Consider the following 12641-nt stretch of genomic DNA (forward strand, 5'->3'; position numbering starts at 1 on the left):
TTTCTCTCCTTAGAGACGCTCTTTGGTCTGCTCTCCCTGAGTGGCTAAGTACCCGAAGGAGGAGGAAGTTTATAGAGTGTGTAAGACAGCGTTAACGTGTGTATCGACTCCGGTAAGTCCGGTTCGATATAAAAAATCAACGGCATTTGCGCTTGCTGTTTGCCGTCTAAAGGCTGTTGGTTAAAACAAAAGCACTCAATCTTATTGAAATAGGCAGCCCCATTTCCCGGAGATACAGAGGGCACCGCCTGCCCCACCAGCTTTTGCCCACTCTGATTAAAAGCAAGGTATTCGGTTTGCATCACTTCACCGGGGTGAACATCCATCGAGATGACTTTGGGTTTAAACTCCCAAGGCATATCAGGGCTCACATGAGCCATAAATTCAACGCGAATGGTTCGGCTCATATCTGGCTGCATGCCGGTTGGTTGAATTGCGGCCACTTCACTTGTTTTTCCGTTGATCCCCAGTGCGTCGCACATCACGTCATACAATGGGACAAGTGCGTAGCCAAAGCCAAACATCAATAGGGTCGCCAAAAGCAACTTCACTGTGAGCTTTTTGTTTGATGGATTCGGTTTCATCTCACTCATCCCGTTCGCTTCTAATCGACTTTAGGCGGTGTAGTAAACGTATGATGTGGCGCAGGGCTTGGTACTGTCCATTCTAGGCCTTCGGCGCGCTCCCACGGTTTTGCTGACGCTTTTTCACCACCACGTATACACTTGACCACCAACCATAAAAAGATTAATTGAGATAAGCCAAATGCAAACCCACCAATCGAAACGATTTGATTCACATCAGCAAATTGAATGGCGTAATCCGGGATTCGCCTTGGCATCCCCGCAAGACCTAGGAAGTGCATGGGGAAGAACAGGACATTGACGGAAATAATCGAGCACCAGAAATGCCACAAACTCAGCTTATGGTCGTACATATTGCCTGTCCACTTAGGTAGCCAGTAGTAGGCCGCTGCCATGATGGAGAACACCGCACCAGACACTAAAACATAGTGGAAATGCGCCACAACAAAGTAGGTATCGTGATATTGGAAATCCGCAGGCACAATCGCCAACATTAATCCCGAGAAACCCCCAATCGTAAAGAGCACAATAAAGGCAATGGCAAACAACATTGGCGTTTCAAAGGTTAGCGCCCCTCGCCACATGGTGGCGACCCAGTTAAAGACCTTCACCCCTGTCGGCACTGCAATCAACATGGTGCAATACATAAAGAAGAGCTCAGCAAAAACCGGCATGCCGGTGGTAAACATATGGTGCGCCCAAACCAGAAAAGACAACAACGCAATGCTGCACGTCGCGTAAACCATCGAATGATAACCAAACAGCTTTTTACCACTGAATGCTGGGAGGATGGCAGAGATGATGCCAAACGACGGTAAAATCATGATGTACACTTCTGGATGACCAAAGAACCAGAAGATGTGTTGGAACATTACCGGATCGCCACCACCAGCGGCATCAAAGAAGCTAGTCCCGAAATATTTGTCGGTCAGAACCATGGTCACCGCACCCGCTAATACCGGCATCACCGCGATCAACAGGAAGGCGGTGATTAACCACGTCCAAACAAACATTGGTAACTTGAACCACGTCATTCCTGGAGCGCGCATATTGACGATCGTCACGATAATGTTGATCGCCCCCATGATGGAGCTGATCCCCATGATATGCACAGAGAACACAAACAACGCCGTGCTATCAGGACCATACGTCGTAGACAGTGGTGCATAAAACGTCCAGCCAAAATCAGGGCCGCCGCCAGGTAAAAACAACGAGCTCAACAAAATAAGAAATGCAAAAGGTAGAATCCAAAAGCTCAGGTTATTCATACGAGGCAACGCCATATCTGGTGCGCCGATCATCATTGGGATCATCCAGTTCGCAAGGCCGGTAAACGCAGGCATCACGGCACCAAACACCATCACTAAACCGTGCACCGTGGTCATTTGGTTGAAAAACTGCGGATCAACCAGTTGTAGTCCTGGCTGGAACAATTCGGCACGAATGACCATTGCCATTGCACCACCGGTCAGAAACATCGCAAAGCTAAACCAAAGGTACAGAGTACCGATGTCTTTGTGGTTGGTGGAATACAACCAACGAGTGATGCCTTTTGGAGCGTGATGATCATGGGCATCATCAATTACAATGGTACTGTTCGCACTGGCTTGTGCTTCGGCTGGCGCAGACTTCACCGCCTTCTCTATTGGCTTACTCATATTTCCTCCTTGGCACTGCCTTGTGCCTTAAAGGCATTCACGTCGGAGGCTTGCACCGTATCACCAGTGTCGTTGCCCCACGCGTTTCGTTGATACGTAATCACCGCGGCGATTTCTTTATCACTCAACTGATTAGCAAAAGCCTGCATCGCTGTCCCAGCTTTACCATTCACGATAACATCAATGTGTTCGGAAACCTCGCCCGTCGCGACAGGGCTACCTTTGATAGCCGGAAATGCGCCCGGAATCCCCTCACCATTGGCCTGATGACACACAGCGCAACGCGCCGTATAAACCGCTTCACCTTGCGACATTAACTCATCCATCGACAAGTCTTGAGACAGTGCCTCTTGTGCAGCGGCTTTTTGAAATGCGATGGCTTCTTTCTTCGTCGCGAGCCATTGATCGAACTTATCTTCTTCCATCGCATGCACCACCACTGGCATAAACCCGTGAGCACGACCGCATAACTCCGCACATTGACCGCGATATACCCCTGGCTCATCAATTCTGGTCCATGCTTCATTAATAAAACCTGGGATGGTGTCTTTCTTGACGGCGAAATCCGGCACCCACCAAGAATGGATCACATCGTCTGAGGTCATCAAAAAACGCACTTTGCGGTTAACGGGTAGGACCAACGGATTGTCTACTTCCAGTAAGTAATGCGCGCCTTTTGCCTCAATACCATCGATTTGCTTCTGACTGGTGGCAAGTAAACTGAAGAACTCAACATCTTCACCAAAGTAACTGTAATGCCATTTCCATTGCGACCCTGTGATCTTAACCGTGATATCCGATTGGCTTGTATCTTCCATTGCGACTAAAGTTTTCGTAGCGGGGATCGCCATGGCAACAAGAATGATGATGGGTATGACCGTCCAAATAATCTCCACTTTTGTACTTTCGTGGAAATGTGCGGCAACAGACCCTTTTGACTTGCGATGGCGAATGATCGAATAGAACATAACGCCAAATACAATCAAGGCAATAGCACAGCAGATATAGAAAATCAGCATATGTAATTCATACACTTGCCCGCTTATCGCTGTGACCCCTTTGGTCATGTTGTAATCATTGTCTTTTGACCAACTGTAAGTAGAAAACGTGATAAATATCACGTTCAGTAATAAGGCTAGAGTAGTCGTTAATCTTCTCAAAAGATCTCTCCTCTGCTCAGCCGCTACGCTTGAGCGAGCTTCCTTGCTGTCCGATACAAATATCGAACAAACTTACGAAAAATCACATAAACTACGATTTCAATACGATTTGTTATATTTATGTTAAAGGCTAGTTATAGTTCAAAGGTTCTTCAAGAAATTAAATGTGATTAAATTTTGTGCACACAACAAAGAATAAATTCGTTTTATCGATTGCCCTCTTTGCAACGTAATTGAGAACCATTTACATTAATTAAATGAAAACATTGAGATACTTTTAGACAAAGTGTCCTAACCAGTAGGCTTCCCCTACTAAGGAATAACTGATATGACCGCTCTAATTACGCAATGGTTAACTCGAGATCCTGACCCTAAAACTCGTGAAGAACTACAACACCTCGTCGATACTAACAACGAACAAGAACTCTCTAATCGCTTTGGGTCTCGTCTCGCTTTTGGTACCGCAGGACTTCGTGGAAAAGTAGGGGCGGGTCCAAACCGAATGAATCGTTTGGTAATTCAAGAAACTGCCACTGGCCTAGGTCATTACTTGCTTGAGCAAGTGAAAGACACTGCAAGTCGTGGTGTTGTGATTGGTTATGACGGTCGTCCTGATTCGAAACAATTCGCGCATGACACCGCCTCCGTACTGACTGCGCTGGGTATCAAGGTGTACTTAACGTACGACGTTGCAGCGACCCCAATTGTTGCGTTTGGTGTCCGTACATTGAATGCTGCGGCCGCAGTTGTCGTTACCGCCAGCCACAACCCACCAGAATACAATGGCTTTAAAGTATATTGGGAGAACGGCGCACAAATCATTCCTCCACACGATTCTGGAATCGCAGCAAAAATTGATGACGCAACAACGAAGCCATTACCTTTAATGTCTCTTGATGATGCAAAACAACAGGGTTTATTCGTTTGGTTAGAAGACGACTACTACCAAACTTACCGTAAGGCAATGAACGAAAACACGCTGCTTACTCCTGATAACAATACCGATATCTCTATTGCGTACACTGCGATGCATGGCGTTGGCGCGAATATGGCGGAAACGCTACTTGCCGACGCTGGCTTTAAAAAAGTGGCAAGTGTTAAGGAACAGAGAGAACCTGATGGCAGCTTCCCAACCGTCAACTTCCCAAACCCTGAAGAAGCGGGCGCAATGGATATGGTGATGGCATTGGGGAAATCTGTCGATGCTGACATCGCTTGTGCCAACGACCCAGACGCTGACCGTTTCGCTGCTGCCGCTAAAAAAACCAACGGAGAATACCAAATGTTGACGGGCGACCAAGTCGGCTCACTGTTTGGCGATTACTTGCTAGAGCAGCAGCCTAACTCTCTGGTTGGCAACACCATCGTGTCGTCACGAATGCTGAGTAGCATCGCCAAAGCGCATGGCGCCCAATACTACCAAACACTCACCGGCTTTAAATGGCTCACTAACGTTGCTATGGAGCAAGAGACAGAAGCCAATCCATTCTTGTTTGCTTATGAAGAAGCGCTCGGTTATACCGTGGGTAACAAGGTGTGGGATAAAGATGGTTTGTCCGCAATCGTCGCGTTTGCCCAGTTAACCGGCAAACTTAAAGCTCAAGGCAAAACATTGTGGGACAAACTGGAAGAGCTGTACCGCGAGCACGGTTTCTACTTTAACGCGCAACGCAGCATCGCCTTAGATCCAAACTCCCCATCAATCGGCGACAAACTCCGTGCTCACCCACCAACAGAGATTGCTGGTAAAAAAGTCGCAATCACAGAAGACTTAAAAGCATCGGTCCGCACGTTTGATGACGGCTTACAAGAATCTATTGATTTACCAGCCAGTGATGTGTTGATTTATCACCTAGAAGATCAATCTCGTGTGATCGTTCGCCCATCGGGTACTGAGCCGAAGCTAAAGTGTTACTACGAAGTCATCAACGACTTTCCTGCTGACATGAACTACGAACAAGCACAGCAAGCAGCCGAAGCGAAGATGAACGAGCTTATCGACGCACATCAGAAAAGCTTGTAAGTCAAAGAAAACATAAATATTTGATACAGCAAGAGGCGCAAATTCGCGCCTCTTTTTTGATTTGGACTAAAACAAGTCAAGCTAACCAGTGCTTTTCCCTAGCTTACAATTTCCTTTTGTAGAAAGTACTTGTGGATGCCCTCTGCAGGATAGCCTGAGTACTGCCCCACTTTTTCAAAACCCAATTTAAGATAAAAATCAAGAGCTTGGAAGCTGTAGGTATCCAAATAAACATGGGTAACCCCGTGAGGCTTTACTTTTTGTTCTAGCATCGACATTAACTGGCTACCGAGACCAGATGTTCGACTTTCAGCGTCTACCCACAAAAACTCAACAAACACCGTATTTTTAAACATTTCGCCAGTCAAGCCACCCATGATCTTGCCATTCTCATCTTTTGCGAAACAGCCCACAGCATGCACTTCCCCCTCAGGCAAATGCAGTCGGTTATAAGATCGAATACCTTCACGAACAAAATCAAGGTCTGTTTGATCTGGATTTAAACAAAATTCAAGCTTCATATATCCTCTCCTTAGGAAACACCAATATCCTAAAACAAAAAGCCAGCAATTGCTGGCTTTCTGATGGAATAGGATAACTTTATAAGGCGAAACTGCTCAGCATCCACAACGCGAGAATAACAAACACTAAACCCATTAGTTTATGTTGGTACGTGCGAAATTTTTCGTTCTCAAGCAACCCTTTGCCTAACGTACCTGCCAGCGCAACAAGCAATAGATTGAATGACAAGCCAAGGACGTTCAACAGTAACCCTAGTGCCAGCATCTGCTCACCAGAAGACGCCGTGATATTGCTTGAGACAAACTGCGGCAAAAACATAACAAAAAATACCAACGCTTTAGGGTTAAGCAAATTACTCATCAAAGCACGTTGATAATAAGTCGATGCCATTTTGTTTTGATTATCAAGTTCTGGAGCCGCTGATGCCTCAGCTCTTAAGCAGTCCCACCCCATTTTTAGCAAGTATGCACCACCTAATAGATGAAGGACTTTAAGGGCGATTGGGCTCATTGCTATCAAGGTTGATACCCCCATCGCAGCAAGCAAAGTAAGAATAACACCAGACGTCGCATTGCCTAAGCTAGCAAACAGACCGACCTTCTTACCGTAACTCATACTAGAGCTCGCGATCAGCAACATATCGGGCCCTGGTAACAGCAACAAAGCCACTACTGCGGTGAGATAAACAGGAAGTACAGATAAATCAATCATGATGGAACCGCTTTTCTACAACAAAGCGGCGAATGTTATACCAACAAAATAACAACAGCCAGCCCAAAATCACCAAGATGATTCAGAAAATAAAAATCATAGTTCGCTAGATTGCAAAATAACAATCAATTCGCCTATTTATAAAAATCGAATAGCAATTTTGTACAAAAATAAGCACGATGAATCCGTTACACTTCTAAGATGACTTTCTTGAGCAGACCGGATAAAGATGAAAGAAAAGAATAAGGAAATCGCTACCTTCAAGATAGCTCAAGAGCTCGGCGGTTTAGAACTTCTCGATGCAAAGTATGAGAAGCAGAATTTCTCACGCCATAGTCACGAGGGTTACACTATTGGCGTCATCGAGAAGGGAGCACAGCAATATTGTACAAGGCGTTATGCCGCTACCACGTTACCTTGATAGCCTGATTTTGGAACAACTAAGAATAAACTATGGACCACACTTTGCCGCTAAAAGAAGAATCAAAAGCTGCGTTATTTTGGCAAGGCACACTTGCGATGATGCCACTGAGTATCGCGGTGTTACCTTGGGGTTTGCTCGCAGGCTCATTCGCGATTGATACTGGGCTTCACCCTTTGGAAGGACAAGCACTATCCGCCATTCTGTTCGCCGGTTCTGCGCAGCTCGTCGCGATGGGGATGATTAAATCGGGGGCAGGCTTGGTGACCATGTTACTAACAACGTTTTTTATCACCTCTCGACACTTCCTCTATAGTGTATCGATGCGCAGTAAAATTGCGCCGCTTCCTCTTAAATGGCGACTGTCACTCGGATTCTTACTCACTGATGAGCTGTTTGCGATTGTAGGTCATCATTCCGATAAACAATTTAATCGCTGGTATGCGCTTGGGGCTGGTTTGAGTTTTTACCTGTTTTGGAATATCGCGACACTGACGGGCATTATTGCCGGAAGCCTGCTCCCTGAACTTAACGAAATGGGTTTGGAGTTTGCTGTGGCCGCGACTTTTATCGCAATTGTAGTTCCGACTATTAAAAATATGGCGGTGCTAGCGAGTGTTGTCGTGGCGTTAGTGAGCTCGGTCGCCCTCACCTATTACCAAGTGGAAGGAAGTTTGATGATTTCGAGCATTTTAGCCATGCTTACAGGCTACTTTGTGGAACAAGTGCAGGAGAAACGTTAATGACCATGTTGTCTATTTTGCTGATGACTGCACTTGTTTTCACCAGCCGCTACTTGTTTTTAGAACCTAAGCTACCTCTGCGATTAGGGACACGTACACAAAAAGTACTCAACTACGCCAGCCCTGCGGTACTTACTGCGATCTGGGCACCTATCGTTTTCATTCCCGATGGGGCACTCGGCGTGAATGTGCAAAACCCATTTTTATTGGCTGCTTTGCTGGCTGCGTTAATCGCGTACTTTACTAAAAATGTTCTTTTAACGACGGTGATCAGCATGGTGGTATTTCTCATTCTGCGAATTTGGCTTTAATCCGCCACCCACTCAATCTCCAACAGGGTGACATCACCACACTTTAATCGCCCAAGAAAGATGTCACCTTGATGCACCTCACCAACACCTTTTGGTGTGCCTGTCATTACCACATCGCCATCTTGAAGTGTTGTGTAACTCGTTAATTCATCCAAGATGGTTAGCGGCGGATAGAGCATCTGGCTAACATGACCTTTTTGTACACGAACGCAGTTAATCAAGAGCTCGAGATTAAGATCATTAATATCAATATTGTCCAAAGAGATAAACCGACTAAACACAGCAGAGCCATCAAACGCTTTAGCGCGCTCCCAAGGCAACCCTTGTTTTTTAAGCGAAGACTGCAAACCACGCTTGGTCAGATCCAATCCCAAACCGACCGCTGAATAACGTCCACCTTTAATCAAAAAACAGATTTCAGCCTCGTAATGAAGGGGCTCTTGATGAAATGAACGCAGAGTTGTTGATACAGAGGTCGCGGGTTTATTAAATACTACCATTTGCTCTGGTATGGCATTATCAAGCTCATGAATATGTTCAACGTAATTTCGCCCAACACAAAGCACTTTACCCACTGCTACTTTCTTTTCTTCAACTTGAATAACGCTCATCGCTCTTCCCTGCAAAACAAAAGCCTCATCATAATCTAACCTATTGACTTGACGACACTAAATCCCGCCATCCAGTGTGAAAAATAAGACACTCACCCCGTTTTGAGTTTTGTATCATCTAATTGAAGCATCAAGCTATTTAACGATGTCATGCACTCAAAAAGCTAACACTTTTCTTGGCATCATAACCTTAAAGGACTCTTTTACTTCCATAAATAAAAATGCAATAAAATCATAATGCAATAGACATCTATCTTTCATTTTCACTGTTTATCTTAACGTCATCAACACATCGGGCAGAGCGCCTATCGATTACAACTAGGGTAATAAAAAATGAAAAAAGCAGCACTAACTACTGCAATTTTAACAGCATTGGTATCAACACCATCTTTCTCAGCGACAGTATATACAGATGACGATACAGAATTAAAAGTTGGAGGCCGCGTTGAGTTTCGTGGTGATTTTATCGGGTCAGGCGGTGCAGAAGTTGAAGGTTCTATGGAAGACAAAAGCCGCGCTCGTCTGAACCTCAAAGGTAACACTGATATCGGTAACGGCCTTTCAGCATTCGGGGTTTACGAAGCAGAACAAAAAACGGGCAAGAGTGAATTCAAAAATCGCTACATGTACGCAGGTGTTGACTCTGATGTCGGGGCTTTCTCTGTAGGCCGTCAAGACATGGCGGCAGTCATCATCTCTGACATGACGGATATCACGGAATTTTCAGGCGTTCAACAAGTTATCGATTCATCTTCAGATAAGCAAGACAGTATATTTGCCTACCGTGGTGAGTTTGATGCATTACAACTTCAAGCCACTTACCAAGCAAATTCTAATGATAACCAAGACAAATACGGCATCTCTGGTATGTACTCTCTACCCATGGGCCTAGACTTAGGTCTTGCTTACTCTGGTGGTGATGTCGATAAAGACAATTCTGAAGACCAAATTCTAGGTGGTATCGCTTATTCAATGGATAACCTATACCTAGCAGGTACATATTCTCAAGGCTCACTTACTGATGCTGAAGACTTTACGGCTTACGAGTTAGTGGCAAGCTACAAAGTGGCAAGCAAGTTTACACTTGCTGCGCTATATACAGCTCAAGAGAACGATCCAAACAACGGAACAAAATACGACACTACTGAAGGTATCGAACTGGTTGGTTACTACAAACTAAATAGTAACTTCCGTACTTACCTGTCTTACTACATTAATCAACTTGATGAAGAGAAAGACCCAGCAACGAATTTGATTACTGAAGGCGAAGATACATTGCGCTTAGGTGTTCGCTACGATTTCTAGTTCACTCTATCCGAAGAACGAGTCAACATGGTCGACACCTATGTCGGCCATTTTTCCACTAAGCTTTCCCTCATAATCTGCCCTCTTTTGATGCACTGTATCTCTGAGTTAGTGCGTTTCCTTTAACTCTTAAATACTATAAAAAGGAAAGTCATTATTAATCAACCACTTATTTTGTTGGCACGTTAGCTGCGATACTATATATGCAAATGCATGGCAGCGTTTGTACTTCTCGTTCTTTGTTCCTGTTATGTCAGGTACATCCTTTTAATTGGTAATGTCGCCTCCTTCTGGGAGGCATTTTTTTGTTCATCACCTTGATATTTTAACCCGTAATAAACAAAAAAAGCCGAGCATTTCGCTCAGCTTTTCAGATATCAAATATTATTACAACACGCTAGATTATGCGTCTGGTGTGCGACGACCACGACCACTATGACCACGTTCACCACGGTAATTACCACGATGATCACCACCACGGTTACGATCGAAACGACGTTCACCACCTTCACGGCGAGCACCATCACGATTACCGTCGCGGTTGCCACGGAAGCCACCATCACGACGACCACCGCCACCATCACGGCGACCACCACGAGACTCGCGGAAATCATCAAAGTCACATACAACAGCACCGACATCTTGTTGACGGATACGTAGCTTACTTAGCTTGTTGGCTGCGTCAGACGTCATTGCTTTTGGCAGCTGAACAAATGTATGACCTTGAGCTAGCTTAATCGCACCGATAGAACCTTTGCCGAGACCAAGTTCGTTTGCTAGAGCGCCAACGATGTCTTTAACTTGAACACCTTGCTCACGACCAACTTGTAGCTGGTAAGTATCCCAATCTTGATTGTTAGTGCTACGACCGCTACCGCCACCTTCGCGACGATCTTTACGACGCTGTTTATCACGCTCAATCGCTTCAACCATCGGATCTTCGCCAATGTAGAACAGAGGACGTTTTCCTTGTTGACGCTTAAGAAGCATTGCAGCAAGCATTGTAGGGTCGATATCTAAAGACGTTTGTAGCTTCTCTACAAGGTCAGTAAATTTGTCTAGCGCTTTGTGCTCTTTCTCAGCTTCAAGTTCAGCACCTAATTTTGCAAGACGAGCTTCCGCGACTTGGTCACGTAAAGGAAGCTGGAGTTCTTCCATTGATGACTTAGTGACACGCTCGATAGTGCGAAGCATGCGAATTTGGTTAGTGCGAACTAGAAGGATTGCTTTACCTTTACGTCCAGCACGACCAGTACGACCGATACGGTGAATGTATGATTCAACATCAAACGGGATATCGTAGTTAAATACGTGAGTAATACGTGAAACGTCAAGACCACGTGCAACAACATCAGTTGCTACTAAGATGTCAATAACACCTTGTTTAAGGTGATCAACAGTACGTTCACGTAGAGACTGAGGAATATCACCATGCAATGCCGCCGCTTTAAAGCCACGTGCAGATAACCAGTCAGCTAGGCGCTCGGTATCTTGACGAGTACGTACGAATACGATTGACGCATCCGTTTCTTCAGTTTCAAGAAGACGAGACATTGCTTCATCTTTCTCTACACCTTTCACTACCCAGAACTGCTGTTGAACTTTATCTACTGTGTGGTTTTTACCAGCAACATCAACCATGACAGGATCACGGAGGAAACGCTCAACAATCTTTTTAAGCATCGGAGGCATAGTTGCAGAGAACAAAACACGTTGTGCAGAAGAAGGAGCATGCTCCATGATCGCGGTGACGTCTTCAACGAAACCCATGTTAAGCATTTCATCCGCTTCATCGAGTACGAATGTGTGTACTTCATCTAGGTGTAGACGTTCACGATTGATTAGATCTTGAACCCGGCCAGGTGTACCAACAATAACTTGTGCACCACTCTTGAGCGCACGCATTTGATCAACGATAGAAGCACCACCGTAAATCTCTAAAACTTTAAGACCTTTGATATTTTTACCAAGGTTCTTCATTTCTGCTGCAACTTGAATCGCTAGCTCACGAGTTGGAGCAAGTACGATTGCTTGCGGTTTACGTTGGTTGAAATCGATCTTGTTTAGCAGAGGCAGAGAGAACGCTGCCGTTTTACCTGTACCTGTTTGTGCTTTGCCCAGCGCGTCAGCACCTTCCAATAGGTGTGGAATTGCCGCAGCCTGAATTGGAGTTGGAGACACGAAACCCATTCCGTCTAGAGCAGAAAGGATAGAATCATTCAGAGATAAATCACTGAATTGAATAACAGAATCTTGCATTGGGATCCTACTTAATTAAACTAAAAAACAGCCCCATATGCTCTTCCAATTCGATACTGATCCATCCAGTGACTGATTCCATTCAGACGGGAAACAGCACAGTACACAACCGCGATAAGCCATTAGGGACGACTAAGGGTGCGGATTATTCCCTAAAAGCACAAAAAAAGCCAGAAAAAATTGAATTGCATCACAATTTATTCTCAATATTGACATTTTTAGCATGTTTTTCCGCCACCCCACCACTTCCTGCAGAAAATATAACCAACCGCTAAGCCATTTATCAAAAAAACCATCTTCGTTGAGCGGCTAAGTTAGGCAAAATTCATAGCG

The 12641-nt window shown here is 45.1% G+C and carries 11 protein-coding genes and 1 pseudogene; 5 read left to right on the top strand and 7 right to left on the bottom strand.

From position 1 onward, the window contains the following. Nucleotides 1–44: 44 nt before the first annotated feature. Genes ATG66_RS04465 through coxB form a run of 3 tightly spaced genes read right to left on the bottom strand, consistent with a single transcriptional unit; the run spans nt 45 to nt 3402 of the window. Entirely contained in the window at nt 45–584 is a 540-nt protein-coding gene (locus tag ATG66_RS04465; RefSeq protein WP_098414518.1) for a cytochrome c oxidase assembly protein, read from the bottom strand. A gap of 20 nt (nt 585–604) precedes the next feature. After that, nucleotides 605–2242, bottom strand: coding sequence for a cytochrome c oxidase subunit I (ctaD, locus tag ATG66_RS04470; RefSeq protein WP_098414153.1), 1638 nt, complete (start codon nt 2240–2242; stop codon nt 605–607). Continuing rightward, complete coding sequence (gene coxB / locus ATG66_RS04475) at nt 2239–3402, bottom strand: cytochrome c oxidase subunit II (RefSeq protein ID WP_098414154.1); 1164 nt, start codon at nt 3400–3402, stop codon at nt 2239–2241. The genes ctaD and coxB overlap by 4 nt, the downstream gene beginning before the upstream one ends. A gap of 328 nt (nt 3403–3730) precedes the next feature. On the opposite strand from coxB, the gene ATG66_RS04480 reads away from it, so the two are divergent. Next, complete coding sequence (locus tag ATG66_RS04480) at nt 3731–5425, top strand: phospho-sugar mutase (RefSeq protein WP_098414155.1); 1695 nt, start codon at nt 3731–3733, stop codon at nt 5423–5425. Between the two features lie 98 nt (nt 5426–5523). Here ATG66_RS04480 and ATG66_RS04485 read toward each other — a convergent pair whose 3' ends face one another. Continuing rightward, complete coding sequence (locus ATG66_RS04485) at nt 5524–5946, bottom strand: GNAT family N-acetyltransferase (protein WP_098414156.1); 423 nt, start codon at nt 5944–5946, stop codon at nt 5524–5526. A gap of 79 nt (nt 5947–6025) precedes the next feature. Further along, nucleotides 6026–6658 (bottom strand): LysE family translocator, encoded by a 633-nt coding sequence (locus ATG66_RS04490; protein ID WP_098414157.1) that lies wholly within the window; start codon nt 6656–6658, stop codon nt 6026–6028. A gap of 229 nt (nt 6659–6887) precedes the next feature. Here ATG66_RS04490 and ATG66_RS04495 point away from each other — a divergent pair. From ATG66_RS04495 to ATG66_RS04505, 3 genes and pseudogenes are all read left to right on the top strand, one after another. Beyond that, nucleotides 6888–7043 (top strand): annotated as a pseudogene (locus ATG66_RS04495) (AraC family ligand binding domain-containing protein); the annotation flags it as partial. Nucleotides 7044–7111: 68 nt separating this feature from the next. Further along, entirely contained in the window at nt 7112–7822 is a 711-nt protein-coding gene (locus ATG66_RS04500; RefSeq protein WP_098414158.1) for an AzlC family ABC transporter permease, read from the top strand. Beyond that, nucleotides 7822–8133, top strand: a complete 312-nt coding sequence (locus ATG66_RS04505) for an AzlD domain-containing protein (protein ID WP_098414159.1) — start codon at nt 7822–7824, stop codon at nt 8131–8133. Before ATG66_RS04500 ends, ATG66_RS04505 begins: the two co-directional genes overlap by 1 nt. Here ATG66_RS04505 and ATG66_RS04510 read toward each other — a convergent pair. Then, nucleotides 8130–8744: a fumarylacetoacetate hydrolase family protein gene (locus ATG66_RS04510; RefSeq protein ID WP_098414160.1), complete on the bottom strand. Its 615-nt coding sequence runs from the start codon at nt 8742–8744 to the stop codon at nt 8130–8132. The two genes, ATG66_RS04505 and ATG66_RS04510, sit on opposite strands and share 4 nt — an antisense overlap. Nucleotides 8745–9077: 333 nt before the next feature. Between ATG66_RS04510 and ATG66_RS04515 the strand changes: the two genes are divergently transcribed. Beyond that, the gene (locus ATG66_RS04515; protein WP_098414161.1) at nt 9078–10049 is read left to right on the top strand and encodes a porin; all 972 of its coding nucleotides are present in this window, start codon (nt 9078–9080) and stop codon (nt 10047–10049) included. 402 nt (nt 10050–10451) lie between these two features. Here ATG66_RS04515 and ATG66_RS04520 read toward each other — a convergent pair whose 3' ends face one another. Next, nucleotides 10452–12308, bottom strand: coding sequence for a DEAD/DEAH box helicase (locus ATG66_RS04520; protein WP_098414162.1), 1857 nt, complete (start codon nt 12306–12308; stop codon nt 10452–10454). Between the last annotated feature and the right edge of the window lie 333 nt (nt 12309–12641).

Origin of the sequence: Vibrio sp. ES.051, assembly GCF_002563795.1 — a bacterium.
Lineage (GTDB): Bacteria > Pseudomonadota > Gammaproteobacteria > Enterobacterales > Vibrionaceae > Vibrio.

Bases quoted from the DNA above. Each gene is read 5' to 3' on its own strand.
- ATG66_RS04500 (WP_098414158.1), top strand. From the start codon at position 7,112: ATGGACCACACTTTGCCGCTAAAAGAAGAATCAAAAGCTGCGTTATTT.
- ctaD (WP_098414153.1), bottom strand. From the start codon at position 2,242: ATGAGTAAGCCAATAGAGAAGGCGGTGAAGTCTGCGCCAGCCGAAGCA.
- ATG66_RS04510 (WP_098414160.1), bottom strand. From the start codon at position 8,744: ATGAGCGTTATTCAAGTTGAAGAAAAGAAAGTAGCAGTGGGTAAAGTG.
- ATG66_RS04485 (WP_098414156.1), bottom strand. From the start codon at position 5,946: ATGAAGCTTGAATTTTGTTTAAATCCAGATCAAACAGACCTTGATTTT.
- ATG66_RS04515 (WP_098414161.1), top strand. From the start codon at position 9,078: ATGAAAAAAGCAGCACTAACTACTGCAATTTTAACAGCATTGGTATCA.
- ATG66_RS04490 (WP_098414157.1), bottom strand. From the start codon at position 6,658: ATGATTGATTTATCTGTACTTCCTGTTTATCTCACCGCAGTAGTGGCT.
- ATG66_RS04520 (WP_098414162.1), bottom strand. From the start codon at position 12,308: ATGCAAGATTCTGTTATTCAATTCAGTGATTTATCTCTGAATGATTCT.
- ATG66_RS04505 (WP_098414159.1), top strand. From the start codon at position 7,822: ATGACCATGTTGTCTATTTTGCTGATGACTGCACTTGTTTTCACCAGC.
- ATG66_RS04480 (WP_098414155.1), top strand. From the start codon at position 3,731: ATGACCGCTCTAATTACGCAATGGTTAACTCGAGATCCTGACCCTAAA.
- ATG66_RS04465 (WP_098414518.1), bottom strand. From the start codon at position 584: ATGAAACCGAATCCATCAAACAAAAAGCTCACAGTGAAGTTGCTTTTG.